The sequence below is a fragment of the Aquipuribacter aurantiacus genome, assembly GCF_051216895.1.
Classification (GTDB): Bacteria; Actinomycetota; Actinomycetes; order Actinomycetales; family JBBAYJ01; genus Aquipuribacter.
In genome coordinates this window covers 77,645-102,396 of record NZ_JBPKAO010000006.1, presented here as the reverse complement: position 1 = coordinate 102,396, position 24,752 = coordinate 77,645, and the positions used below count along the sequence as shown (strand labels likewise).

The following is a 24,752-nucleotide window of genomic DNA, read 5'->3' as shown; positions in this document are numbered from 1 at the left end:
CCACAGCCGGGCGGGGCCCCCGGGCAGGCTCGCACGGGCCTACAGCCCACGGAAGGCGAAGTAGGCCTGGATGGCACCGGGGCCGATCACGACGACGAACAGCGCCGGGAGGACCCCGAAGATGAGCGGGAACAGGATCTTGACCGGTACCCGCTGCGCGGCCTCCTCGGCCCGCTGACCGCGCCGGGTGCGCATCTCCCGCGCCTGGACGCGGAGCACGCCGGCGATGGGGACGCCGTAGGAGTCCGCCTGCACCATCGCGCTGACGAACGAGCGCAGGTCGTCGACGTCGGTGCGTTCGCCGAGGCCGCGCAGGGCGTCGGCCCGGCCGGTGCCGATCTGCATCTCCTGCAGCACCCGCGACAGCTCCTGGCCCAGCGGGCCGGAGGAGTTGCGGGACACCTGCGCCAGCGCGGCGTCGAACCCCAGGCCCGACTCGACCGAGATCGTCAGCAGGTCGAGGGCGTCCGGCAGCTCCTTGAGCACGGCCTCGGACCGGTCGTAGGCCAGCTGGTAGATGATGAGGGACGGGACCACCCAACCGGCCGCGACGGCGACGGCGATGATCCCGACCGCCTGCAGCAGGTCCGGCCCCACGACCGCGCACACCGCCAGGCTGACGCTGCCCAGGACGAACGCCAGGAGCACCCGCAGCGACGCCACCCGGTCCACGTCCCAGGCCGGCGGGTTGCCGGCCAGGTCCAGGCGGGCCTGGACGCGCGTCAGCTGCTCGCGAGGCGTCAGCCGGCGGCCGATCCGCGTGACGGTGTGCATCAGCGGGTCCAGGACGCGCTCGGTGACGGGCCGCTGAAGCTCCCGCTCGCGGGCGGACCGGGGTGCGGCGTGCACCCGCGCCAGCGCCGCCAGGGACCGGGGCACACCGCTGCGCCGACCCACCACGGGGACGACGAGCACCACGACCAGGGTGAGCAGGCCGGCAGCGACCATCACCAGCCCGGCGACGAGCAGCAGCACCGGGGGCACCACGGCGGGGCCGACCCCGAGCAGCGTCGACGTCTCGACGGCCGCGTCAGACATCGACCTTCACCGCCCAGCGCAGGCCGAGGACGCCGACCCCGAACAGCACGCCGCCCAGGGCCAGCAGCGCCAGGCCGAGATCGGTCTGCACCAGCGGCAGGAGGTAGTCCGGCCGGGTGAGGAGCAGGTAGCCCGTGAACACCACCGGCAGCAGCCCGATGATCCACGCCGACAGCCGGCCCTCGGCGGACAGGACGTCCACCTGCCGCCGCAGCCGTGAGCGCTCGCGCAGCGTGGCCCCCACCGTGTCGAGGATCTCGGACAGGTTGCCCCCGACCTCGTTGTGGATCCGGATGGCCATCACGACCCAGGCGAAGTCCTGGCTCTGCATCCGGTCGGCGATGCCCTGGAGCGCGTCGTCGACCGTCACCCCGAGCCGGGCCTCCACCAGGGCCCGGTGGAACTCGGATCGCATGGGCTCCTGGCCCTCCTTGACCACGGCCTCGAGGGCCTGGCTGACGGAGTAGCCGGCGCGCAGCCCGGACGCGACGAGGCCCAGGGTCTCCGGCAGCAGGCGCAGGAACTCCCCGCGCCGCCGGCTGCCGCGCAGCGACAGGTACACGACCGGTCCCACCGCACCCAGGACGACGCCGACGAGCAGCGCCGGCAGCCGCACCCCGGACACCAGCAGGAGCAGCAGCCCCGCGGCGACGGCGATCCCCACCTGCAGCACGACCCACTCCGCGGGCCGCAGCGGGACGTCGGCGACCTCGAGCCTGCGGCTCAGCCCGGCCAGGCCGCCGCGCCGCTCGACCACCCGGTCGGCCAGCTGGACCGCCGAGCGGGCGACCGCGTTGTCGCCGAGGCGGGTCACCTGGTCGACGGGCGCCGGGTCCCCGCCCGCGGCGCGCGCCCCGCCGAGGGTGTAGTACGACAGCTGCCGCTGCCGCTGCGCCTCCGGGCGGTCCCGCCGCCGGCCCAGGCTGACGAGCACGACCACGATGGTGGCGAGGGCGAGGAACAGCCCGGCCAGCCCGGCCCACACCACCGGTCCGCCGAGCGACACCTCCACCGCCGGGACGTCCCGCAGCGGCGGGGCGGCGACCTCGCTGGGCTCCGCCGCGGGCTCGGACGGCTCCTCGGTCTCGGGTGCGGTGTCGACCAGCGTGGCGAACGCCTGGTCGGTCAGGGTCAACTCCCCCGTCCCGACGCTCAGCCGGACGTTGCCCCGGCGTCCCGCGAGCTCGGGCGGCACCTGGGCGGTGACCTCGAGCTCGGTGGCGAAGCTCGTCGCGGCGACGTCGAAGGCGGCGTCCAGGTCGTCGCCCTCGGCCGCGTCGACCAGCTGGCCCCGTCCCGCGGTGGCCAGGGCCTGCAGGGCCTCACGAGGGGCGCCCTCCCGGAAGCCGATCGCCGTCAGCTCGGCGCCGGAGGCCTGGACCGCGGCCACCGCGTCCTCCAGCGAGGCCACGCTGCCGGGCCCGCCGTCGGGACCCTCGTCCTCCCCGTCGGTCAGCAGCACCACCCGACGGGACCCGTCCGGGGGCAGCATCTCGGTGGCCGTCACCACGGCGTCGTGCAGACCGGTCGCGTTCGCGAGCTCGAGGGCGGCGAGCTGGTCCCGGACCGCCTCCCGGTCCGTGGTCGGCTGGACCCGCGCCACCGGGGGGGCCTCGAAGGTGACGAGCCCGACCGCGACCTCGGGCGGCACGGTGGCCAGGAAGACGTCGACGGCGTCGCGGACGTCCTCCAGGCCCTCGTCCTGCAACGACCCGGACACGTCGACCGCCAGGACGGCGGTCTGCCGGGGCACGACGACGCTCTCGGCCACGGGCGTCTGGTCGCTCTCCAGCGGCACGGCGTCGCCGCCGGACGGCTCGAAGGCCACGTCCACGGCCGCCTGCGACAGGTCGGTGCCCTCCGGCAGGCCCGAGGAGGTGACGATGAACCGCAGGTCGGAACCGGTGGCCCCGATGTCGGTGATCCGGACGACCGGCTGGTTGCCGTCCTCCGGCGGGGCCGCCCCGGCCGGCGCGGCCCCGAGGAGGGACGCGACGAGCAGGCCGCCGAGCGCGACCAGCGCGGACCTGGCGGCGCGCCCGGCGGGCAGGCCCACGGTCACGGCGAGCCGCCGGCCGCCGCGGCGAACATCCGTGGGTCGACGGCGAACCCGGCGGCCGCGAGCTCGTCGGCGAACCCCGGCCGGTGACCGGTCGCCCGCAGCCGCCCGACGGGTCGTCCCTCGGGGTCCAGGCCGGCCGCGCGGTCGAAGACGAACAGGTCGGTCAGCGTCACCTCGTCGCCGGCGAGCCGTCCGACCTCGGTCACGTGGGTGATGCGCCGGCCCCCGTCGCGGAACCGGGTCTGGTGGACGATCAGGTCGACGGCGCTGGCCACCTGCTCCCGGATGGCGCGCATCGGCAGGTCGATCCCGGCCAGCAGGACCATCGTCTCCAGGCGGGCCAGGGAGTCGCGGGGGCTGTTGGCGTGCACGGTCGAGATCGAGCCGTCGTGCCCGGTGTTCATGGCCTGCAGCATGTCGAGGGCGGCCGCGTCGCGGACCTCCCCGACGACGATCCGGTCGGGTCGCATCCGCAGGGCGTTGCGGACCAGGTCGCGGATGCGGACCTCGCCGCGGCCCTCGATGTTGGGCGGGCGCGATTCCAGCCGCAGCACGTGCTGCTGGTGCAGCTGGAGCTCGGCGGCGTCCTCGATGGTGATGATGCGCTCGTCGTCGGGGATGAACGCGCTGAGCACGTTGAGCGTCGTGGTCTTCCCGGCCCCCGTGCCCCCGGACACAATGATGTTCAGCTTGGCGCCGACGCACGCCCGCAGCAGGAGGGCCACGTCGGCGGGGATGCTGCCGAAGGCGACCAGGTCGTCCACCGTCAGCGGCTCGCTCGCGAACTTGCGGACCGTCAGCAGGGACCCGTCCACGGCCAGCGGCGGGATGATCGCGTTGACGCGGCTGCCGTCCGGCAGCCGGGCGTCGACCATGGGCGTGGACTCGTCCACCCGGCGCCCCACCCGGCCGACGATCTTGTCGATGGTGCGTCGCAGGTGCGCCTCGTCGGCGAACCGGGCGGCCACCTCGTGCAGCCGGCCGTCCTTCTCGACGTAGACCAGGTCCGGGCCGTTCACCATGATCTCGGTGACGTCGGGGTCGCGCAGCAGGGGCTCGATCGGTCCGTAGCCCAGGATGTCGTCGGCGATCTCCTGGCTGAGCCGGATCCGGTCCGCGGCCGTGAGGGGGGTGTCGCCGCCGGCGAGGACGTCCACGAGCGTCCGGCGGACCCGTTGCTCCAGCTCGGCGGCCGTCAGGGTGGCCTCGTACAGCTGGGGACCGAGGGCGGCCAGCAGCGCGCGGTGGACCTCGCGCCGCAGGTCGGCGAACGGGTCGTGACGCTCGGAGCGCCGCATCCGGTTGCCGGGGTCGAGGGGGCGGGAGCTGGGGGGCGGCTGCTGGTTGGCGCGGGCGGCGGCGAGGCGGTCGGCGAGGCTCATCGGGCGTCCCCCTCAGGCGCGGTGGCGCCGACGGAGGAAGCCCCGCCGGTCCCCGCGCACCTGCTCGGGGACGGTCGCAGGGGTGACCCCGGCGATGTCGTCCTCCGCGAACTGCCGGATCGCGACGCTGACGGGGTGCTTCGGGTCGTCGAGCACGATGGGGACGCCGCGGTTGATGGAGGCGGGGACGTCCCGGCTGCTGGGGACCTGGGCGGTGATGCCGGTCCGCAGGGTCTTCTCGACCTCGCTGATGGACAGGCCGACCTTGGAGTCGGAGCGGTTGAGCACGATGCGCCAGCGCTCGCGGGGGTAGCTGAGCAGGTCCAGCGTCTCCAGCGTCAGCTTGAGGTTCTTCAGCGCGGGGATGTCGAGGGTGGCCAGCAGGACGATGGAGTCGGACAGGTCGAACGCGGCGAGGACCTGGTCGTCGAAGGCCGGCGGGGTGTCGACGACGACGAAGTCGAAGTTCTCCCGCAGCAGCTCCAGGATGCGGGTGACCAGGGCGGCGGGGATGCCGTCCGCGGCCCCGGGCTCGACCGGGGCCACCAGGGTCGTGAGCCCGGGGGAGTGCGGCGTCAGCAGCGTCTGCAGCGCGGCGAAGTCGAGGTCGTCGACCCCCATCGGCATGGCGTCGGCGATGGTGCGGACGGGGAACAGCTGCAGGGCGATGGCGACGTCGCCGAAGGCCAGGTCGAGGTCGACGACGACGACGCGGCGGCGTCCGCCGTCGGCCAGGGCGGCCCCCATGTTGGTCGAGATGGTGGTCTTGCCGCAGCCGCCCTTGGCCGAGAAGACCGTGACCACCTGCCCCAGCCCGCTGTGCGCGGCGGGCTCGCCCCGCCGCAGCAGCGCGGCCCCCAGCTCGTCGCTGCGCCGTACGGCCTCGACGAGCCCGGCGGTGTCGTCGGCCGGGACCACCTCACGGACCCCGGCCCGCAGGGCCTCGGCCAGGACGGGGGCGTCGACGGTGCCCCGCTGCAGCACGATGCCGACCTCGGGCCGGGTGACGCGCAGCTCGCCGGCCAGGGCCAGGGCGTCACGCAGGGCCACGTGGGGGCCGAGCACGACGGTGCGGGGTCCGTGCTGGCCCTGCAGCGTCGCGGTGACGTCCGGGACGGAGGTCAGCAGCAGCAGGTCCGGTCGTAGCGCCTCGGCCGAGGCGGACGGGTCGACGGCGAGGGTCACGGGGCCCCCTGGAACAGCGACCCGGCGGTGGTCCCGTCGCTGCGGGTCACGGCCGACTCGTCCGTGCCCTCGGTCAGCAGACCCAGGTACAGCGAGCCCAGGGACTGCCCGAGGATCAGCCGCTCGGCGTCCGCCTGGAGCACCGACACCGTGACCAGCGCCTGGCTGACGTCGTCGCCAGGCTGGGCGTCGGGCGCCGTCCGGGACCCGACGCCCACGACGCGGACCTCCGGCAGGAGCAGCTGGGTGGTGGCCACACCGGGGCCCGTGACGCCCTCGGCGTCGGTGGTGGCGGCCTGCCGGGTGAGGAACACCGCGACCAGGGCACCGGGCTCGACGAACCGGGCGACCCGGTTGGGGTCCTCCAGCGGGATGGTGATGGCCATCTGCTGCGGGCCGATCTCCAGCTCGTCCGAGGCCGCCGGGTCCACGAGCCGGCCGCGCACCAGGACCTCGCCGGGGAGGATGTCGGTGGACGTCACGAGCTCTCCGACGTCCTCGATCCCCTCGAGGTACCCGGGGGGCAGCGCGTCGAACGGCCGGGCCGTGAGCTCGAGGGAGCCGTCGGTCACCGCCTGGGCGACCGTGGTCCCCTCGGGGACGTCGTCCGAGGCCACGAGCACCGACACCGGGTCCAGCTCTGCGCGGGCGCTCTCGACCGTGCTCTGCGCGTACAGGAACACCAGCACCGCACCGAGCACGGCCACCAGCAGGGCAGCGACGAGCACGATCACCCGACCGACCATCTGGGTCCCCGCTTCCTGAGCTCGGACGTGCCGTCGTCGACGGCCCCGCACCACCCTATGCGTGCGAGCAGGCCGCGGCGCAGACCGCGCGCCCCTCGCTCCCGCCGTGGGCCGGGGCCCCGCCGGACGGCGGCAGCCCTCACGGGTCGCCGCCGGGGGTCGGTGCGCCCACCGGGCGGGTGAGGACCAGGGTGCGGGGACGCTCCGCGTCGGTGTCGAGGACCAGCCGTGGCAGGGCCTCCAGCGGGAAGACGAACGCCGGCAGCGTGCCGTCCGGCTCGAGCCCGACGGCGAACGCCCCGCGCAGCCGCAGGACCGGGACGAACCCGCCCGTCTCGTCCGCGCCCTCCAGGACGAGCTCCGGCACCACGAAGAACCGGGGGTCGGCCAGCATCGACTCGTCCAGGCTCGGGATCGCCCCGGGCCCGCCCACCGCGTCGAGCACGTCGTCACGGTCCCGGCCCTCCAGCAGGTAGCACGCGGCGACGGTCTCCCACGCGGTCGCGTCGGCCGGGGCCGTCCGGCAGCGCGCGAACGTCGGGTCGGCGGACAGGCGTCGTTCCAGGGTCGCCCTCACCACCGACACGTCGACCAGCGGGCGGACGTCCACGCAGCTGGGGGTGCCGGTGGCCAGGGGCTCGTCGGGCACGGCGCCGGGGGGCGCTCCGATCTCGCAGCGGGCGTCCGGGTCGTCCGGGTCGGCCGACCCGAGCGCCACGACGGCGTGGTCGATCCCGTCGCGCAGGTTGAGCAGCAGCCGCGCGTCACCGGTCTCGCCGCTCTGCACGGGGGAGTCGAGCACACCCAGGCCCCCGTCACGCACCGCGGCGCAGCCCGGGACAGGTGCCTGCAGCGCGGCGGCGCGCGGCAGCACCCGGGGCTGCACCTGGGGTCGAGGGGTGACGTCGCCCGCGGGTTCCCCGGGGGGGCCGGCGGAGGCCGGCGGCCCGGTCGACGGCGGCGGTGACGGCGACGGAGGGTCGGTCGAGGGGGGTGGTGAGGCCTCCGTCGAGGGGGGTGGCGACGCCTCGGTCGAGGGGGGTGGAGAGGCCTCGGTCGACGACGGTGGCGAGGGTGGTGCCGAGGACGGCGGAGGTGATGGTGGTGCCGAGGACGGCGGGGGTGACGGCTCCGGCGGCGGCGGCGGTGCGGCCCTCGTGACCAGGAACGCCTCGCCCGGACAGCCCTGCGGCAGGACGAGCGGCAGCAGGTCCGGCTCGGCCAGGCTGACCCGGGCGACCGCGCTCACGGACGTGCGGCCGATGCCGGACCCCTCCTGGAACAGGTCGAGCACCCCGGCGAACACGAACGGCACCCTGCGGGGCGGGGTGCTCACCTGCACCGAGGCCCCGGCGGTGCTGCAGTCCGGGCGGGTCGAGGGCAGCGTCGCCGGGGGCGGCGGCGGGGTCGCGGGGTCTCCGTCTGCGTCCCGCGGGTCGGCGGCGTAGACCCGGACCACCGGGGCCGCCTCGTCCGCCGACCGGGTCCCGCCGGTGTCCAGCAGCGACCGGCGGGCCGCGTCCACCGCGCCGCAGGCGTCGGGCAGGGCCTGGGCGGCGGCGAAGGCGGCCGCGTCGGCCCGGCTCTGCGCCACGGCGCGCTGGGCGTACAGGTTGGTCAGGTCGACGGCCAGCGCGGCGACGGCGAGCAGCAGCAGGGACACCAGGGCGAACACGACAGAGGTCGCCCCGCGGTCGTCCCGCCAGAGCAAGGGCGAGCGCGGGGCCACCGCGCTCACGTGGCGTCCGGCTGCCAGAGGCAGCTCGGCTGGGGCTCGACGTCGAGGCGTTCGTAGCGGACCACGGTCTGCTCGGCGAAGTCGCCGACGGGGAAGGGGATGACGCCCACCGCGGTGGGGTCCCAGACCACGGTGACCGTCTCCTGGTCACCGCGACGGGTCGGGCCCGTCCGGGCGGGGTCGGTCGGGTCCACGCGGACCCGGCTCACCGCGGCGCCGTTGCCGAGGCCCTCCACCTGCTCCGCGACCTGGGTACCCCACTGCTCGCAGTCCTGGCGCAGCGACGCCTCGCGCCCGGCCTGGTTGGCCACCGAGGCCACCGACGTCGCCTGGAGGAAGTAGAAGCCGTACTGGATGATCCCGAAGATCAGGGTGAACAGCACGACGGAGATCAGCGCGAACTCGACGGCGGCCGCACCGCGGTCCGACCGCGTCACCACTCGTCCCATCCCACCGTCTCCCTCAGCGCCGACACCTGCCCGCCGGGCGGGGCGAACCCTCCCGGACCGTCACATCCTGTCGCACCCGGCCCCGCTCGTCAGCAACCGGGGACGGTCGTTCGACCACGGTCGGTGACGGGGACCCGACGCGGAGCCCGTTCAGCCGCCGGTGACCCCGGAGACCATCCGGGCGCGGGTGCCCTGGTCCGCGTGCTCGGCGAACGTGCGACGCAGCCGCAGCAGGCTGGGCGACAGCAGCACGCTGCCCACCGCGAGGACCAGCAGGGCCCCGCCGGTGACCGCGGCCGTCGTCAGCAGCAGCGCCCCGAGGGTGGTCGCGGCGGTCAGCCGTACCGCGTACCCGGCCATCGCGACCGGCGGTGCGGGGGCGTCGCGGCCGTGGCGGAGCTCGGCGGGGTAGGGATGACGGACGGACCACCGCGCGCAGCGGGAGACGACCTGCGCGGTCGCGACGACCACGGCGGTGGCCGCGGCCACGCCCTCGGCCAGGTCCGGCGGGCCGGCCCTGACGGCCGCGACCAGGACCAGGACGACCGACGCCGCACCGCACAGCGTGGCCAGGGCCAGCAGACGTCCGACGAGCGTCGTGTCGGGGGAGTGCGGGAGGGACTCCCGCCACACCGCCCCGGCCCCGTCGAGGGCGACCACGTTGACGCCGTGCAGCAGGGCGGTGCCCGACGCGACGAGAGCCGGCAGGACCACCACCGCGGTCCAGGGCAGCGGCAGGAGCACCGCCAGGGCCAGCGGCACCACGAGGACGAGCAGCAGCCCGCGCCGCAGGGGGCTGGACCGGACGACGGACCTCACGTCGGTGGCCACCGCCGCCCGCAGCGGCCCGGACGGCATCGTCGGACGTCGCAGGGTCCGGGTCTCCGCGTCGGCCTGCCTCGGGCTGGGCCGACGCTGCAGCCGCTCCACCACGGGGACGGTGAGCAGCAGCGCACCGACCCCGACCCCCACCAGCAGGAGCTGCACCAGGAGGTAGGTCGTGGTCCCGCCGGACAGGGCGGCCACGTACAGCGGCAGGGTGGGCAGCCCGGCCAGCACCGAGCCCAGGTCCTGGGTGAGCACCACCGCGGTGAGCCCGGCGACGCCCAGCACCCAGGCGGCGCGCAGCCAGACCGCACCGCGCGGGAGGGTCCGGACCAGCTCGGCGGACCACCCGAGGAGCTGCGCCACCGTGGTGGCGGCCAGGACCCAGACCCAGGCCGCCAGCAGCGCCGCCGCGCCGGCCCCGCCGGGCCCGGCGGTGTACGCGGTGATCGTCACCACGAGGGTCGCCTGCACCGACCACGCCAGGTTCAGGGGGGTGAGCAGCAGCGCCCCCGCCTGGTCCGCCGCCGCGCTCACCGGGAACGCGACGCCGGCCTGCCGGGGCATCAGCTCCCGCCCACCGCCGGAGGCCAGGGACGTGCCGAGCGTCAGCACGAGGAACGCGAACCACAGGCTGGGGCTCAGCGTGACCAGCGGGGACGCCGGCTCCCGCGGGGCCCAGGCGGCCACGCCCAGCGGCACCAGCACCCCCAGCAGCAGCACCACCGAGCCGGCCGCCACCACCGAGCGTCGTGGGTCCTGCCCGCCGGCCCGCAGCCGGAACCCGACCAGCGCCCGGAGCTCGTGCAGGACGGTCGGCTCGCTCACGTGCCCAGCAGCTGTCGGTAGCGACGCACCCCGTCCGGGCCGACCAGCGCAGCCGTGGGGCAGCGACCGACGACGGCGCCGCCCCGCAGGACCACGGCGTCCAGGGCGACCTGGGTGGCCAGGTCCAGCTGGTGGGTCGAGACGATCACCGCGGACCCGGTGGAGCGGAGGTCGTCGACGAGCTCGAGGGTGGCCTCGACACCCAGCGGGTCCACCCCGTCGAACGGCTCGTCCAGGAGCAGGACCGGCGGTCGGTGGAGCCCGGCGAGCACCACGGACAGCCGACGACCCATGCCGTGGGAGAACCCCGCGGTGACGCGGTCGGCGACGTCGGCGAGCTCGAACCGCTTGAGCAGCTGCTCGGCCCGCGGCTGCCAGCCCTCCAGCCGACGCAGGCTCGCGGACAGCTGCAGGTGCTCCCACGGGGTGGCCCGCGGGAGCAGGCCACCCACGTCGGGGCAGTAGCCGGTGCGCCGCTTGGCGGCCAGGGGGGCGGCGCGGACGTCCACCCCGGCCACCCGCACGGTGCCGGCGGTGGGCGGGACCACCCCGGCGAGCACCCGCATGGTGGTGGACTTGCCGGCCCCGTTGCCGCCGACCAGGGCCAGGACCTGACCCGCGGTCACCGACAGGTCGACCCCGCCGACGGCCTGCACCGCGCCGAAGCGCACCTGCAGGCCCTCGACGTCGACCAGGGGGGACGGGCCCGTCATGCCCCCAGTGTGCGTCAGGTCGCGCTCACCCGGCGTAGAGCTTCTCCACCTGGGCCTGGTAGTCCTTGAGGACGACGTTGCGCTTGAGCTTCATCGACGGCGTCAGGTGGCCGGTCTCCTCGGTGAAGTCCACGGGCAGGACGCTGAACTTGCGGATCGACTCCGCCTTGGAGACCAGCGTGTTGGCGTCGTCGACGGCGGTCTGGATGGCCGCGAGCACGTCGGGGTCCTCGGCCGCCTCGGTGGCCGTCATGGTGTCGGGCTTGTCGTGGTTGGCCAGCCAGAGCGGCAGCATCTCCGGGTCCAGGGTGACCAGCGCCGCGACGAAGGCCCGCTGGTCGCCGACGACCATGCACTGCCCGACGATGGGGTGGGCGCGGATCCGGTCCTCCAGCTGCGCGGGGGCCACGTTCTTGCCGCCCGCGGTGACGATGATCTCCTTCTTGCGGCCGGTGATGCGCAGGTAGCCCTCGTCGTCCAGCTCACCGATGTCCCCGGTGTGGAACCAGCCGTCGACGATCGCCTCGGCCGTGGCCTGCGGGTTCTTGTAGTAGCCGGTGAGCACGTTGACGCCGGTCAGCGAGATCTCGCCGTCGTCCTCGATGCGCACCCCGCAGCCGGGGATGGGCTTGCCGACGGTCCCGATCTTGACCCGCTCCGGCACGTTGACCGTGCTGGGGGCGGTGGTCTCGGTCAGGCCGTAGCCCTCGAGGACGATCAGGCCGATGCCGCGGAAGAAGTGGCCCAGGCGCTCGCCGAGGGGCGCCCCGCCGGAGACGGCGTACTTGACCTGACCGCCGAGACGGTCGCGCAGCTTCACGTACACCAGCTTGTCGAACAGCTTGTGCTTGAGGCCGAGCACCAGGCCGGGCCCGCCGGTGTCCTGGGCCTTGGACCACTCGATCGCGGTCTGGGCGGCGGCGGCGAAGATCTTGCCCTTGCCCTCGGAGGTGGCCTTGGCCTCGGCGGAGTTGTAGACCTTCTCGAACACCCGCGGGACGGACAGGATGAACGTCGGGTGGTACGAGCCCAGGGCGGGCAGCAGGTCCTTGGGGTCCGGCTGGTGGCCCATGCGGACCCCCGTGACCACGCACAGCGCCTGGATGAAGCGGGCGAAGATGTGCGCCAGCGGCAGGAACAGCAGCGTGGACGCGCCCTCCATGTGGAGCACCTCCCACAGCGACGCCTCCGCGTTGCGGCACAGGTCGATGAAGTTGCCGTGGGTCAGCTCGCAGCCCTTGGGGCGGCCCGTGGTGCCGGAGGTGTAGATGATGGTGGCGAGGTCGGCCGCGGTCCGGCTGCCGTGGGCGGCGTCCACCGCGTCGTCGGCGACGTCGGTGCCGGAGTCGGCGAGCGCGTCCAGCCCGCCGCCGTCGAACACCCACGTGCTGGTGCACGTCGGCGTCCGGTCGGCCACCGAGGCCACCGTGGCCGCGTGGTGCTGCGCCTCCACGAAGACGGCCTTGGCGCCGGAGTCGGACAGGATCCAGGCCACCTGCTCCGAGGAGCTCGTCTCGTAGATCGGCACGGTCACCGCGCCCGCGAACCAGATGGCGTGGTCCGCGAGGGTCCACTCGTAGCGCGTGCGGGACATCAGTCCCACCCGGTCGCCGGGGCCGATCCCCGCGGCGATGAGCCCCTTGGCGAGGGCGGTGCACTCCGCGAGGAACTCAGCCGCGGTCACGTCGGTCCACGTCTCCCCGTCCCTGCGGGCGAACATGGCTGCGTCCGGGGACGTACGCGCCCGGTCGACGACGACGTCGGCCATGGAGCCCGGGTACGGCTCTACGGCCGCTGGGACGGTGAACTCGCGCACGTTTGCTCCTCGTCGAGACGACTGGGCGGGTCACCCGAGAGTAGTGGAGTCCGACCGGGCGGGGGAGGCATCCTGTGGGTGTGCCTGCCGTGGACGTGCTCGACGACACCTTCGTCCGCGCCGCGCCGGGCGTCGTCAGGGCCGCGACGTCGGCTCTCTGGTCGGGGTGGCTGCCCGACCTCGCGCTGGTCGTCCGGGAGGACCGGGGCGTCAAGGGGGTGCGCTGGACCGCCCGGTCCGCGGCGGCGGACGCGCCGCTGCAGGGTACGGCGGAGGTGTGGCTGGAGCCCGTCGCGGCCGGCACCGTGGTGCACCTGTACGTCCGCCTGGACCCGGGGCCCGGGGCCCGGTCGGGCCCGGTGCCCCGTCGGGCGACCGGGTGGCGTGCGCGCGACCTCCCCGACCGGCTGCGTCTGCGGTGGAAGCGTGGCCTGCACAGGAGCAAGGACGAGCTGGAGGGGGAGATGCGGGCATGAGCGAGCAGCAACCGGGCCGGGCGGGCGGGTACGGGGACCGCTGCCCGTCGTGCGGGGCCCGCGTGACGGTGTCCCAACCCTGGTGCACCCTGTGCCACGCCCGGCTGGACGAGCCGGCCCCGGGGGGCCCGCGGCCCGGGGACCTCGGACCGGGGGACGGAGACCTCGGACCGGGGGACGGGGTCCGAGGCCCGGAGGAGCCGTCACGGCCCGCTCGTCGCGACGGTGCCGCCCCGACGACACCCGGCCCGGGCCCGGTCCCGGGGGCGCCCGGGACGTCGCCGCCCGGTGCCGCCGAGGCGATGCTCGCCGAGCTGGCCGCGTCCACGTCGGCCGGGCGGGCGCGAGGACCGGTGGCCGGCCGGAGCCGGGCGGTGAGGACGGCGCTGGCCGTGGGGGCGGCGCTCGTCCTGACCGTCCTCGGCGTGGGGCTGCTGACCCTGGTCGGCCTGCTGCTCTGAGACGTCCCGCGCTCAGCGGTAGGTTTCTCGGGTCCTCAGCCCCGGGTCGACCCGGTGGCGAGCCCGCGAGCACAGGAGCTGTCGTGGCCCAGCGCACCGAGTCGTCCATCACCGTCGACGCACCGCCGGCCGACGTCCTCGCGGTCGTCGAGGACCTGGCCGCCTACCCGGAGTGGGCCGGCGGCATCACCGCCGTGGACGTCGAGGAGCTCGACGCCGACGGCCGACCGGTCCGCGCCCGGCTGACGATGAGCTCCGGACCCGTCCGCGACACGCTGCTGGTCGGCTACGACTGGACGGTCACGGGCGCCGGCAGCGGGACCATGTCGTGGTCGCTGGTGGAACCGGGCCGGGTGACGTCGAAGATGGACGGCAGCTACGAGCTCGTGCCCGACGGGACCGGCACCCGGGTCACGTACCGCCTGGAGGTCGACATCACCATCTCGATGCCAGGGCTGCTGCGGCGCAGGGCCGAGAAGGTCATCACCGACGCCGCCCTCAAGGACCTCAAGAAGCGCGTCGAGGGCTGACCGTGCCCACGTCGGTCCTGCTGGAGCCCGGGTGCTGCCCGGCGGGGTCGGGGGCGGCGGCGGCCCTGGAGCGGGCGGGCGGCAAGTCGGTCGTGGTGGCACCGCGGCCCGGGGCGGGGCTGCTGCGTGACGACGGGAGCCTGGACGCCGACGGCTGGCCGTGGCGGGTCGCCGACGTCGTGGGCCTGCCCCGCGCGGCCGTGACCGCCGGCTGCCCGGTCCCGCTCGCGGACGCCGCGACCACGTGGGCGCGGGTGGCCGAGGAGCTGGCCGAGGACCGGTGGGACGCCGTGGTGGTGCCGTCGGGCGGGGCCCGGGCGGCGGAGCTGGTGGAGGGCCCCGGCCTGCTGCTGCGCGTCCTCGACGCGAGGCTCCAGGCCCTGGCGCCGTCCATCGGGGACGACCCCCGCGACGCGGCCTCCGCCGCCGGCCTGCTGGACCTGCGTCCCGGCGTGGCCGCGCTCGCCGCCGTGGCCGCGGGCGTCACCGGCCTGGGGAGCACGGTCCAGCACGCGCGGCACGGCTGCCGGGGCACGGCCGTGCTCGGGCTGCCGCGGGTGAGCGGCCCCGGGGCCGCCCCGGAGCCCACCACCGGTGTGCGCCCCGACGGTGCCGCCCTGCTGTGGTGGCTGGAGCTGCCCGGTGGCGCCGACCCCGACCTGCACCAGGAGGGGGACGCGCTCGTGGTCGGCCTCGAGGGGGTGCGGCGCACCTTCCGGTTGCCCGCCGCGCTCACGCGCTGCCGCGTCGTGGCTGCCACAGTGGTCGCCGACCGCCTCGAGGTCCGGTTCGAGCCGGACCCGGACGCCTGGCGCTGAAGGAGACGAGATGAGCGAGACCGAGCGCGACCGGGCCCCGGGCGCCCCCGGCGTCCTGGACGCCGTCCGTGACGGCTGGCACGCCCTCGGGGGCGGGGACGCCGCCGCCTGCCCCGGCTGCCCGGTCTGCCGCCTGAGCGAGTCCGCCGGGCGGATGGACCCCGAGACCGCCGCGCACCTGCAGCAGGCCGTCGGGCACGTGGTGTCCGCCGGGCGCGAGCTGCTGGCCGCGCTCACCCAGCCGGGCCGGCCGGCGCCACGGTCGGGGGACCCGAGCGCGGCCGGGACCACCGGCGCGCCCACGCGGAGCACGTCCGGGGTCCCGGGTGCGGCCGACGACCGTCTCGCGGACCCGCCCGCCACGTCCGTGCCCCCCCGTACCAGGATTCCCGTGCACACCCCACCGACCAGCCCCTCCCGGGGCGACGAGGAGCAGGAATGACCGCCACTATCGGCGTGGACATCGGGGGCACCAAGATCGCCCTCGGTGTCGTCACCCCCGACGGCGAGGTCGTCGCGCGCACCCGTCGCGAGACCCAGCCCGCGCGACCGGACGAGATCGTCGGCGCCGTCGCCGACGGCATCGCCGAGCTGCGGGCCGACCACGAGGTGAGCGCCGTGGGCGTGGCCGCGGCCGGCTACATCGACGCCGCCCGCTCGACGGTCATGTTCGCGCCGAACCTGGCCTGGCGGGACAACCCGCTCAAGGCCCAGGTGGAGGCGCACGTCGACGTCCCCGTCGTCATCGAGAACGACGCGAACGCCGCGGCCTGGGGCGAGTTCCAGTTCGGCGCGGGCCGCGAGTTCGCCGACATGCTCCTGCTGACCGTCGGCACGGGCCTGGGGGGAGGGCTCGTGATCAACCGTCGGCTGGTGCGGGGCGCGCACGGCGTGGCGGCCGAGTTCGGCCACGCCCGGGCCGTGCCGGAGGGGCACCGCTGCGGCTGCGGCAACCGCGGCTGCTGGGAGCAGTACGTGTCCGGCACCGCCCTGACCCGGGAGGCGCGCGAGCTGGCCGAGTCGGGCTCGCCGCTGGCGTCCGCGCTGCTGGAGCGGGCCGGCGGCAAGGTCAAGCGCATCACCGGTCCGCTGGTGACCGAGGCCGCCCGCGACGGGGACCCGATGGCGGTCGAGCTGCTGGCCGACCTGGGTCGTCAGCTCGGCATCGCCGTGGCCAGCTTCGTCGCGCTGCTCGACCCGGGCGTCGTCGTCATCGGCGGTGGGGTGTCGGACGCCGGCGAGCTGCTGGTGGGCCCGGCGCGCGACTCCTACGAGCACGAGCTCACCGGGCGGGGCTTCCGCCCCAGCGCGTCGATCGTGCTGGCCGAGCTCGGCAACGACGCCGGCCTGGTCGGCGCGGCGGACCTGGCGCTGGCCGAATGAGCGCCGTGCCCACGGTGCGGGTCGTGGCCGCCGACGTGAACCGGTTCCGGGGCAGCCGGGGTGGTCTGCTGCGGCTGCTGCGCGACACCGCAGCCGACGTCGCGCTGCTGCACCGGGTGCCCGTGCACCTGGCCAGCAGCCACCGGCTCGGGGCGCTCGGCTCCGACGTCGGCCTGGTGGTGGGGGCCGGTGGACGCGCCTCCGGCGGCGCGGCGGTGCTCGTGTCGCTGCGGGTCGAGCCGACGTCGACCACCGTGTTCCGGGGTGCCGGTGGGGGTCTGGCCGTCGTGACCGCCCGGCTGACCGGTGGTCAGCAGCTGCGGGTGGCGACGCTGGACGTCCGTGGGGACGAGGCCGACCAGGCCGCGCTCGCCGCGCACCTGGTGTCCCTGCTCGCCGCGGACGGCGTACCCACCGTGGTGGCCGGACCGCTGCCGGGCACGACCGCCGGTGACACGCTGGGTCGGCGGTTGCGGGACCTGACGCCCGACGCCGCGGCCACGACGCCGGCCGAGCGGCCGTCGTCGCGACCGCTCGGGCTGCTCGGCTGCGACGTGCAGGCGGTCGGCCTGGCGCTGCCGGGGGAGCCCGGTCGCCGGCCCGAGCTGCTGGCCAGGGTGCTCCCGGCCCGCCCGACCCTCGTCGAGGTCACGCTCGGCTGAACCGACCGGCGACACGGCCGGCGGCCACCGGGGCCTTCGACCACCGGGGCCGCGTGTCGTGTCGCCGGTCGGTACGCCGGGGGAGCGGGCGGCTCAGGTCTCCTGGCCGGTGAGCTCCCGGGCGAGGGCGGCGCAGAACAGCCCCACGTCGGTGACCACGCCGCGGGCGTGGGCCGAGCCGCGGTCCGACAGCTTGGTCACCGTGGCGGGGTTGATGTCGACGCAGACGAGCGGGATGTGCCCGGGCAGCACGTTGCCGGTGGCCACGCCGTGGAGCATGGTCGCGACCACGATGCAGAACCCCACGTCGGTCAGCGCGGCGCGCATCGCGCGCTGGCCCTCGAGCACGTCGGTGTGCACGTCGGGCAGCGGCCCGTCGTCGCGCACCGAGCCGACCAGGACGAACTGCTTGCCCTGGCTGACCAGCGCGTGCATGATCCCGCTGCTCACGACGCCCTGCTCGACGGCGGCGACCAGCGACCCGGCCGAACGGACCGCGTTGATGGCCCGCAGGTGGTGCTCGTGCCCGTGCTCCACCCCGCGGCCCGCCGACAGGTCGACCCCCAACGACGTGCCGTAGATGGACTGCTCGACGTCGTGCGTGGCGATGGCGTTGCCGCCGAACATCACGTCGACCCAGCCGCCCCGCACCAGGGCGGCCATCGACGGGGCCGCCCCGGTGTGGACGACCGCGGGGCCCAGCACCCACAGCACCCGCTGCCCCGCCGCCCGGACCTCGCGCATCTCCTGGGCGATCTGCTGCACCACGAGCGCCTGCGGCTTCTCGCTGGACACCTCCGACTGCATGAAGGTGAACCCGCCCTCGTCGCCGCGGGCGGCGGGCAGGGTCACCCGGACCCCGACGGCGCCGCAGACGACCTGGGTCCCGGCGCGGACGTCGCTGACCGGGACGGTGCGCACGGACGTCACGTCGCCGGAGCCGGGCTCCCGCTCCACGACGATGCCGCAGTCCATCTCCGGGTTCTCCACGGTGAACCAGGACTCGCCCAGGCGGACCTGCGTGGGCAGGTTGGTGGTGGCGTAGAAGTCCACCGGGAACACCCCGTCCCGCTCCACCGGCTCCAGGCGGGCGGGCTCGACCTCGACGAGGTTCGCGCCGTGGGTGTGCAGCCGCATGACGACGGAGTCCAGGGTGCGCGCGTCGGGCGCCGTCACCGCCAGCCGGACGGTGCTGCTGTCGTCCTTGTCCTTGCCGACGTCGAAGCGGACGACCTCGTAGTCGCCGCCGAGGGCCCGGACGTCGTCCAGGACGAGGGTGAAGAGGCCGGTGTCGAGGACGTGGCCGGTCAGCTCGACGAGCTCACGGGGACCGGTGCTGGAGGGGGGGGACGTGGTCACACGTCACACAATGGCACCGTCACCCGGGTCGTCGCGATCACGGGTCCTCGGCAGCCGCCAGACGAGGTAGCCGAAGCCCACCACGACGGCCGTCACGATGCTGCCCAGCACCCAGGACGGGACCGACCGCCACAGCAGCGCGCACAGCAGGAGCAGCACAGGGCCCGCCAGGACGGCCGTCCAGGCGAGCCGTCCGGGCAGGTCGGGCCGGGGCAGGGGCGGTGGTTCGGCGGGGACGAAGTGGCCGCCGTCCGGGCCGTCCACGGCGCGGTCCACCTCGGCCGCGATCCGGGCCTCGTAGGAGCGGCGCATGGCGGCGAGGTCGGCGGGGGCGGACAGGTCACGGACCGGGTCGGCCGAGGGGGCTGCACGCTCGGGCGGGACGGTCGAGGCGGCGTCGGGACGGGCGGCGTCGGGACGGGCGGCGTCGGCGCCCGGGGCGGGCGGCTCCCGGTCCGGGTGCTCCCGGTCGGGGGCCTCGGGCGGCGTCCGGCCCGCGGAGGGCGACGCGGTCCCGTCCTCACCGGTGCGGCTGCCGGTGCTCGTCGAGTCGTCGGTCCCCTCGGGGTCGGCGTACCCGTCGACCACGGTCGGTCGGGTCGGCTCGTCGTCGTGGAAGTGGGCGATGATGTCGGCGAAGCGGGCGTCGACGTCGAGCGGGTGCTCGCCCCCGTCGGGTCCGCGACCGGCGTCCGGGCCGCTCATGCGTCGGACCCCGAGGCGTCCGCGCCGGGTCCCGCCGCACCAGCTCCCGCCGCACCAGCTCCCGCCGCGGTGGCGGTCCGGTCGGTGACGCGGCGGACGAACGCCAGGGACTCCTCGAAGATCGTCGGGGCGTCGTGGTCCAGCGTGGCCACGTGGTAGGAGTCGGCGAGGACGACGTCGCGGACGTCGGGGGAGGACACCCCGGCGAGCACGGCGGCGGTCGACGACGGCGGCACCACGTGGTCCTGCGGGCTGTGCAGCACCAGCAGGGGGGCCGTCACCCGCGGCAGGTCGCCCCGGACCACGTCCAGGAGCCGGGTCGTGGTCCAGGCCGCGTGCAGCGGGGTGCGGTCGTAGGCGAGCTCGGTGGGTCCCTGCTTGCGGATGTCGTTGCCGATGGCGGGGAAGGAGCCCACCAGGTGGCGCAGGACGGGCAGCGCCGCCAGGCGCCGGTCCTCGCTCAGCACCGCCGGGTTGACCAGCACCAGCCCGGCCACCTGGTCGGGGTGCTCCTGGGCCAGCCGCAGGGCCAGCGCACCCCCCATCGACAGACCGGCCACCACGACGGTGTGGTCGACGGCCAGGTCCAGCAGCTCGCGCTCCACGCAGGCGTACCAGTCCTGCCACCGCGTCCGGTTGAGCTCCTGCCACGAGGTGCCGTGGCCGGGGAGCCGCGGCAGGCGGACCGTCAGGCCGGCGGCGGCGTGGTGCTCCCCCCAGTCGCGCAGGGACTGGGGCGTCCCGGTGAAGCCGTGGACCAGCAGCACCGCGACGTCGCCGCCGTCGGCCTGGAACGTCTCTGCTCCCGGGAGGATCGGCACACGGCGATGGTCGCACGTCGGGTGGCCTGATCACCATGACGTGAGCCGACCGGGGTCACATGTGACAGCATCGCCTGGGTGACGGTGTGGTTCTACTGGATGGTCAAGACCGTCCTCGGCCCGGTGCTGAGGTCGTTGTTCCGGCCCTGGGTGCGCGGGGCCGAGCACGTGCCGACCACCGGGGGCGCGATCCTCGCCTCCAACCACCTGTCGTTCTCGGACTCGATCTTCCTGCCGCTGATGCTCAAGCGCCGCCTGACCTTCCTGGCCAAGATGGAGTACTTCACCGGGACCGGGGTGAAGGGCCGCGCCAAGGCGTTGTTCTTCAAGGGGGTCGGACAGCTGCCGGTCGACCGCAGCGGCGGCCAGGCCAGCGAGGCGGCGCTGCGCTCGGGGCTGCGCGTCCTGCGCCGCGGTGACCTGCTGGGCATCTACCCCGAGGGGACGCGCTCGCCGGACACCCGGCTGTACCGCGGCAAGGTGGGCGTGGCCAAGATGGCCCTGGAGAGCCGGGTCCCCGTAATCCCCGTGGCGATGATCGGCACCGACAAGGTCCAGCCCATCGGCCGCAAGCTGCCCAGCATCCACCGGGTCGGCATCGTCATCGGTCGTCCGTTGGACTTCTCCCGCTACGACGGCATGGCCGACGACCGCCACGTGCTGCGGTCGGTGACGGACGAGATCATGTACGAGCTGATGCGGCTGTCCGGCCAGGAGTACGTCGACGAGTACGCGGCCGTGGCCAAGGAGCGGCTGGCGTCGGAGAAGCGGGCGCGGGTCGTCGGGGACGTCCTCGGCACCGTCGAGCGGATCACCGGCCGGGACACGTCCCGGCTGTCGGAGCGCCTGTTCGGCGACGACCTGTCGCCCGGGGACTACACGTCGGCGGGCGACGCCGCGGACGAGGACGGGGTCGAGGCACCCGGCGGGGCGGCCGCAGCCGCAGAGCCAGACGCAGAAGCAGTCGCAGGAGCAGCCTCGGAGGCGCCCGTCGAGCCGCAGGACGTCGCCCGCGACGACCTGCGCCGGGACGTCGACGCCGACGGCGCCGCGGACCAGCAGACGGACCGCGGCAGATAAGGCGTCCCCGCGGACCTACGCTGGTCCCGTGAGTCTCGCCTGGCCCGACCTCGAGGCTGCCCAGCAGCCCAGCTGGTCCGACACCGACGCCCTGTCCGCTGCGACCGCGGAGCTGCGCACCTTCCCGCCGCTGGTGTTCGCGGGGGAGTGCGACGACCTGCGCGACCGCCTGGCCTCGGCGGCGCGAGGCGAGTCGTTCCTGCTCCAGGGGGGCGACTGCGCCGAGACCTTCGCCGACGCGACCGCCGACGCCATCCGTCGACGGGTCAAGACCGTCCTGCAGATGGCCGTGGTCCTGATGTACGGCGGCGGTCTGCCCGTGGTCAAGATGGGCCGGATGGCCGGGCAGTTCGCCAAGCCCCGCAGCAACGACTCCGAGACCCGGGAGGGCGTGACCCTGCCCGCCTACCGGGGGGACGCCGTCAACGCCTACGAGTTCACCGAGGCGGCCCGACGGCACGACCCGCAGCGTCTGGTACGGGCGTACCACACCGCTGCCTCGACGTTGAACCTGATCCGCGCGTTCACCACGGGCGGCTTCGCCGACCTGCGGCAGGTGCACGAGTGGAACCGCGGCTTCACCGCGAACCCGGCCCATGCGCGCTACGACGCCGTGGCCCGAGAGATCGACAAGGCGATGCGGTTCATGGCCGCCTGCGGTGCGGACTTCGACGCGCTGCGCGGGGTCGAGTTCTTCGCCAGCCACGAGGCGCTGCTGCTGGACTACGAGCGGGCGCTGACCCGGATCGACTCCCGCACAGGGGCGCCGTACGCCACGTCGGCGCACTTCATCTGGATCGGGGAGCGCACGAGGAAGCTCGACGGGGCGCACATCGACCTGGCTGCCCGGGTGCAGAACCCGATCGGGGTCAAGCTCGGTCCGACCACCACGCCGGACGACGCGCTGGCCCTGATCGACAGGCTGGACCCTGACCGGACCCCCGGTCGGCTGACGTTCATCACCCGGATGGGCGCGGGCAGGATCCGCGACGTGCTGCCCGCGGTGGTCGAGAAGGTCGCGGGTTCCGGTGCCCAGCCGCTCTGGATCACCGACCCGATGCACGGCAACACCTTCTCCTCCGCCAGCGGCTACAAGACCCGGCGCTTCGACGACGTCATCGACGAGGTCCGGGGCTTCTTCGAGGTTCACCGGGCGCTGGGCACCGTCCCCGGCGGGCTGCACGTCGAGCTGACCGGCGACGACGTCACCGAGTGCATGGGTGGCTCGGACGAGATCTCCGACGCGGCCCTGGCGACGCGCTACGAGTCCGTCTGCGACCCGCGCCTGAACCACCAGCAGAGCCTGGAGATGGCCTTCCTCGTCGCCGAGATGCTCGGTCAGCGGTGAGTCGCCGCCCCACGGCCGGCCCGCTGGGCCGGGTCGTCGACCTGCGCTCGGACACCCTCACCGCACCGACGCCGGCCATGCGCGAGGCGATGGCCGGGGCGGTGGTGGGCGACGACGTCTACCGCGAGGACCCGACCCTGCAGCAGCTGCAGGAGCGGGTGGCGGCGATGCTGGGGCACGAGGCCGGGCTGTTCTTCCCGTCCGGGTCGATGGCCAACATGGTCGGCGTCCGGCTCGTCGTCGAGCCCGGTCAGGAGCTGCTGGCCGACGTCACCAGCCACGTGCTGCGCGCCGAGCTGGGGGGTCACGGCGCCCTGGGCGGGATCACCACCCGGACCTGGTCCGACGGGCTGGTCGACGGCGGCAACCCGGGCCGCGTGCTGGACGCCGCGGTGCCGCTCACGCTGATGGCCCCGGACGCCGGTGAGCACCTGGTGTCGACGGCGGCCGTCGCGGTCGAGAACACCCACAACTTCGGCGGCGGGACGGTGCAGCCGCTGGAGCAGCTCCAGGCGTTGCGGGCCGGGACGGCCGAGGCCGGGGTGGCGGTGCACCTGGACGGGGCCAGGCTGTGGAACGCGCACGTCGCGACCGGGGTCCCGCTGCCGGTCTACGGCGGGTTGGCCGACACGGTCTCCGTCTGCCTGTCCAAGGGCCTCGGCGCCCCGGTCGGGTCGGTGCTGGTCGCCTCGGCGGAGCGGATCGCACGGGCCCGTGTGCTGCGCAAGCGCTACGGCGGCGGCATGCGGCAGGCGGGCGTCCTCGCCGCGGCCTGCCTGCACGCCCTGGACCACCACGTCGAGCGCCTCGCCGACGACCACGCCCGGGCGCGCCGCCTGGCCGAGGCCTGCCACGCGGCCGCCCCGGGCAGCGTCGACGTGGCCGGCGTCCACAGCAACATCGTCGTGCTGCGCACCGGTGCGCGCACCGGGGCCGAGGTCGCCGCGGCCGCGGCCGAGCGAGGGGTCCGGGTGTCCGCGCTCGGACCGCGCATGGTGCGGGCCGTGACCCACCTGGACCTGGGCGACGAGGACGTCGACGCGGCCGCCGAGGTGCTGGCGTCGCTGCTCGCCGCCCCCGGCGAGCCCTCGGAGGGCTGAGGCCCGGAGGTCGCGCCCGCCGGCGTCGGCGGGCGGGACAGCCGCCACGCCACGACCCCGGCGACGGTGCCGAGCAGCACCGCCACGACGACGCGCCACGGCTCCGGGCCGCGCAGCGCCGAGGGCACCTGCCAGTGCAGCAGGCTGTCCGCGTCCGGCCCGCCGGCGAGGGGCACCAGCGCCCCGAGGGTGTGGAAGGCGACGGCCCAGGCCAGCGACAGGCTCAGCAGCAGCCGGAACGTCGTCCCGCCACGGTGCCCGGCGAGCGCCCAGACCAGCAACGGCCACACCAGCACCACCGACTCCAGCAGCGTGCGGTTGCCCCAGAAGCCGAAGCCGCCGGAGACCCGGGTCAGGACCAGCGCCACCGCCGCGTAGGCGAGGCCGCCGAGCGCCAGCGCGACCGGCAGGCGGGGGGCGTCCCGGACCCGGTGGGCCAGGGCCCACAGCGCCAGGAGCAGGGCCGGGTGGGCCGGCAGCACACCCACCCGGGGTGACACCACCGCCATCGCCGCGTTCTCCAGGCGCCACAGGACGGGTGAGGCTCCCGAGGCGACACCGTCCGCCAGGGCGCGGGCCGGCCCGTACAGCTCGTAGGGACCGACCGGGGACCACGTCGCGAACAGCACCCGCCCGTAGACCAGCAGGGCGGAGGCCCCGACCGCGACGCCCAGCACCGTGGCCACGGCGCCGGCCCGGTCGCGGCGCCACAGGACCGCCGCGGCCACCACCAGCGCCACGGCCAGGTGCGGCCGGGTGAGCACCGCACCGGCCGACGCGACGCCCACCACCACCCGACCCCGACCACCGACGGCGAGACCGGCCGCCGCCAGCCCCAGCCACATCACCGCCGGGCCGTGACCCCACAGCCCGTCGGCCGCGACCGACCAGACGCCCGTCCCCAGGGCCATCCCCGCCGCCCCGGCCCAGGCCCAGGGAGTGGGCACGAGGCGCCGCAGAGCGACCAGGAACCCGGTGACCCCGACGGCGGAGGTCGTCGCCGCCGCCAGCGCCGACGGCGCCACCAGGGGCAGGGAGGGCTGCCAGAGCAGGTAGGTCGGGACGCCGGCCAGGACGACCCCCGGGAAGCGGTTGCTGTACTCGGCGTCGCCCACCTCCTTCGTCCACGCCTGGTCGTAGGGCAGGTCGACGCCGGACAGGTCCAGCGTGCCGCGGGTGGCCAGGCTCCAGGCGGCGTGGGCCGCGCTGTGCACGTCGTTGACCGCC

At 75.4% G+C, this 24,752-nt stretch carries 22 protein-coding genes and 1 pseudogene; 10 read left to right on the top strand and 13 right to left on the bottom strand.

Annotated elements, in window-relative coordinates:
* Positions 1-39: 39 nt before the first annotated feature.
* From ACR80Q_RS10185 to ACR80Q_RS10140, 10 genes are all read right to left on the bottom strand, one after another.
* A complete protein-coding gene (locus tag ACR80Q_RS10185) occupies positions 40-1,038 on the bottom strand; it encodes a type II secretion system F family protein (RefSeq protein ID WP_435377492.1) in 999 nt (332 codons plus the stop codon).
* A complete protein-coding gene (locus ACR80Q_RS10180) occupies positions 1,031-3,100 on the bottom strand; it encodes a type II secretion system F family protein (RefSeq protein WP_435377491.1) in 2,070 nt (689 codons plus the stop codon). The genes ACR80Q_RS10185 and ACR80Q_RS10180 overlap by 8 nt, the downstream gene beginning before the upstream one ends.
* Positions 3,097-4,482 carry a TadA family conjugal transfer-associated ATPase gene (locus tag ACR80Q_RS10175; protein WP_435377490.1) on the bottom strand — a complete coding sequence of 462 codons (1,386 nt, stop codon included), beginning with the start codon at positions 4,480-4,482 and terminating at the stop codon, positions 3,097-3,099. The genes ACR80Q_RS10180 and ACR80Q_RS10175 overlap by 4 nt, the downstream gene beginning before the upstream one ends.
* A gap of 12 nt (positions 4,483-4,494) precedes the next feature.
* A complete protein-coding gene (locus ACR80Q_RS10170) occupies positions 4,495-5,667 on the bottom strand; it encodes a CpaE/TadZ family protein (protein ID WP_435377489.1) in 1,173 nt (390 codons plus the stop codon).
* Positions 5,664-6,401 carry a Flp pilus assembly protein CpaB gene (gene cpaB / locus ACR80Q_RS10165; RefSeq protein ID WP_435377488.1) on the bottom strand — a complete coding sequence of 246 codons (738 nt, stop codon included), beginning with the start codon at positions 6,399-6,401 and terminating at the stop codon, positions 5,664-5,666. The genes ACR80Q_RS10170 and cpaB overlap by 4 nt, the downstream gene beginning before the upstream one ends.
* A gap of 151 nt (positions 6,402-6,552) precedes the next feature.
* On the bottom strand, positions 6,553-8,151 hold the full coding sequence (locus ACR80Q_RS10160; protein ID WP_435377487.1) for a pilus assembly protein TadG-related protein: 1,599 nt from the start codon (positions 8,149-8,151) through the stop codon (positions 6,553-6,555).
* Positions 8,148-8,588: a TadE family protein gene (locus ACR80Q_RS10155; protein WP_435377486.1), complete on the bottom strand. Its 441-nt coding sequence runs from the start codon at positions 8,586-8,588 to the stop codon at positions 8,148-8,150. The genes ACR80Q_RS10160 and ACR80Q_RS10155 overlap by 4 nt, the downstream gene beginning before the upstream one ends.
* Before the next feature lie 162 nt (positions 8,589-8,750).
* On the bottom strand, positions 8,751-10,253 hold the full coding sequence (locus tag ACR80Q_RS10150) for a hypothetical protein (RefSeq protein ID WP_435377485.1): 1,503 nt from the start codon (positions 10,251-10,253) through the stop codon (positions 8,751-8,753).
* Complete coding sequence (locus ACR80Q_RS10145) at positions 10,250-10,966, bottom strand: ABC transporter ATP-binding protein (RefSeq protein ID WP_435377484.1); 717 nt, start codon at positions 10,964-10,966, stop codon at positions 10,250-10,252. Before ACR80Q_RS10145 ends, ACR80Q_RS10150 begins: the two co-directional genes overlap by 4 nt.
* A 25-nt stretch (positions 10,967-10,991) precedes the next feature.
* Positions 10,992-12,782 carry an AMP-dependent synthetase/ligase gene (locus ACR80Q_RS10140; protein WP_435377483.1) on the bottom strand — a complete coding sequence of 597 codons (1,791 nt, stop codon included), beginning with the start codon at positions 12,780-12,782 and terminating at the stop codon, positions 10,992-10,994.
* Positions 12,783-12,862: 80 nt separating this feature from the next.
* Here ACR80Q_RS10140 and ACR80Q_RS10135 point away from each other — a divergent pair, with 80 nt between their 5' ends.
* The 7 genes from ACR80Q_RS10135 to ACR80Q_RS10105 all read left to right on the top strand — a co-directional run bounded on the left by ACR80Q_RS10135 (position 12,863) and on the right by ACR80Q_RS10105 (position 17,112).
* Positions 12,863-13,258: a hypothetical protein gene (locus ACR80Q_RS10135; protein WP_435377482.1), complete on the top strand. Its 396-nt coding sequence runs from the start codon at positions 12,863-12,865 to the stop codon at positions 13,256-13,258.
* Positions 13,255-13,719, top strand: coding sequence for a hypothetical protein (locus ACR80Q_RS10130; RefSeq protein WP_435377481.1), 465 nt, complete (start codon positions 13,255-13,257; stop codon positions 13,717-13,719). Before ACR80Q_RS10135 ends, ACR80Q_RS10130 begins: the two co-directional genes overlap by 4 nt.
* Before the next feature lie 83 nt (positions 13,720-13,802).
* A complete protein-coding gene (locus ACR80Q_RS10125) occupies positions 13,803-14,249 on the top strand; it encodes an SRPBCC family protein (protein WP_435377480.1) in 447 nt (148 codons plus the stop codon).
* A 2-nt stretch (positions 14,250-14,251) separates the two neighbouring features.
* Positions 14,252-15,067, top strand: coding sequence for a hypothetical protein (locus ACR80Q_RS10120; protein WP_435377479.1), 816 nt, complete (start codon positions 14,252-14,254; stop codon positions 15,065-15,067).
* A 10-nt stretch (positions 15,068-15,077) separates the two neighbouring features.
* Positions 15,078-15,509, top strand: a complete 432-nt coding sequence (locus ACR80Q_RS10115) for a hypothetical protein (RefSeq protein WP_435377478.1) — start codon at positions 15,078-15,080, stop codon at positions 15,507-15,509.
* Positions 15,506-16,450, top strand: a complete 945-nt coding sequence (locus ACR80Q_RS10110) for an ROK family glucokinase (RefSeq protein WP_435377477.1) — start codon at positions 15,506-15,508, stop codon at positions 16,448-16,450. The genes ACR80Q_RS10115 and ACR80Q_RS10110 overlap by 4 nt, the downstream gene beginning before the upstream one ends.
* Entirely contained in the window at positions 16,447-17,112 is a 666-nt protein-coding gene (locus ACR80Q_RS10105) for a hypothetical protein (RefSeq protein WP_435377476.1), read from the top strand. Before ACR80Q_RS10110 ends, ACR80Q_RS10105 begins: the two co-directional genes overlap by 4 nt.
* Before the next feature lie 93 nt (positions 17,113-17,205).
* On the opposite strand, the gene ACR80Q_RS10100 is transcribed toward ACR80Q_RS10105, so the two are convergent.
* From ACR80Q_RS10100 to ACR80Q_RS10090, 3 genes are read right to left on the bottom strand one after another with little or no spacing between them, the layout of a single operon-like run.
* A complete protein-coding gene (locus ACR80Q_RS10100) occupies positions 17,206-18,471 on the bottom strand; it encodes an ornithine cyclodeaminase, nickel-pincer nucleotide-dependent (RefSeq protein WP_435377475.1) in 1,266 nt (421 codons plus the stop codon).
* Between the two features lie 3 nt (positions 18,472-18,474).
* Entirely contained in the window at positions 18,475-19,176 is a 702-nt protein-coding gene (locus tag ACR80Q_RS10095; RefSeq protein ID WP_435377474.1) for a hypothetical protein, read from the bottom strand.
* Positions 19,173-19,997, bottom strand: a complete 825-nt coding sequence (locus ACR80Q_RS10090; protein ID WP_435377473.1) for an alpha/beta hydrolase — start codon at positions 19,995-19,997, stop codon at positions 19,173-19,175. Before ACR80Q_RS10090 ends, ACR80Q_RS10095 begins: the two co-directional genes overlap by 4 nt.
* 99 nt (positions 19,998-20,096) lie before the next feature.
* Here ACR80Q_RS10090 and ACR80Q_RS10085 point away from each other — a divergent pair.
* The 3 genes and pseudogenes from ACR80Q_RS10085 to ACR80Q_RS10075 form a co-directional block, all read left to right on the top strand.
* Positions 20,097-20,762: pseudogene (locus tag ACR80Q_RS10085) on the top strand (lysophospholipid acyltransferase family protein); the annotation flags it as partial.
* Between the two features lie 343 nt (positions 20,763-21,105).
* Positions 21,106-22,425: a class II 3-deoxy-7-phosphoheptulonate synthase gene (locus tag ACR80Q_RS10080; protein WP_435377472.1), complete on the top strand. Its 1,320-nt coding sequence runs from the start codon at positions 21,106-21,108 to the stop codon at positions 22,423-22,425.
* A complete protein-coding gene (locus tag ACR80Q_RS10075) occupies positions 22,422-23,525 on the top strand; it encodes a threonine aldolase family protein (protein WP_435377471.1) in 1,104 nt (367 codons plus the stop codon). The genes ACR80Q_RS10080 and ACR80Q_RS10075 overlap by 4 nt, the downstream gene beginning before the upstream one ends.
* The last annotated feature ends 1,227 nt before the right edge of the window (positions 23,526-24,752 follow it).

Coding starts and splice junctions, on each gene's coding strand:
- ACR80Q_RS10185 (WP_435377492.1), bottom strand. CDS start 1,038: ATGTCTGACGCGGCCGTCGAGACGTCGACGCTGCTCGGGGTCGGCCCC.
- ACR80Q_RS10175 (WP_435377490.1), bottom strand. CDS start 4,482: ATGAGCCTCGCCGACCGCCTCGCCGCCGCCCGCGCCAACCAGCAGCCG.
- ACR80Q_RS10145 (WP_435377484.1), bottom strand. CDS start 10,966: ATGACGGGCCCGTCCCCCCTGGTCGACGTCGAGGGCCTGCAGGTGCGC.
- ACR80Q_RS10130 (WP_435377481.1), top strand. CDS start 13,255: ATGAGCGAGCAGCAACCGGGCCGGGCGGGCGGGTACGGGGACCGCTGC.
- ACR80Q_RS10115 (WP_435377478.1), top strand. CDS start 15,078: ATGAGCGAGACCGAGCGCGACCGGGCCCCGGGCGCCCCCGGCGTCCTG.
- ACR80Q_RS10110 (WP_435377477.1), top strand. CDS start 15,506: ATGACCGCCACTATCGGCGTGGACATCGGGGGCACCAAGATCGCCCTC.
- ACR80Q_RS10105 (WP_435377476.1), top strand. CDS start 16,447: ATGAGCGCCGTGCCCACGGTGCGGGTCGTGGCCGCCGACGTGAACCGG.
- ACR80Q_RS10095 (WP_435377474.1), bottom strand. CDS start 19,176: ATGAGCGGCCCGGACGCCGGTCGCGGACCCGACGGGGGCGAGCACCCG.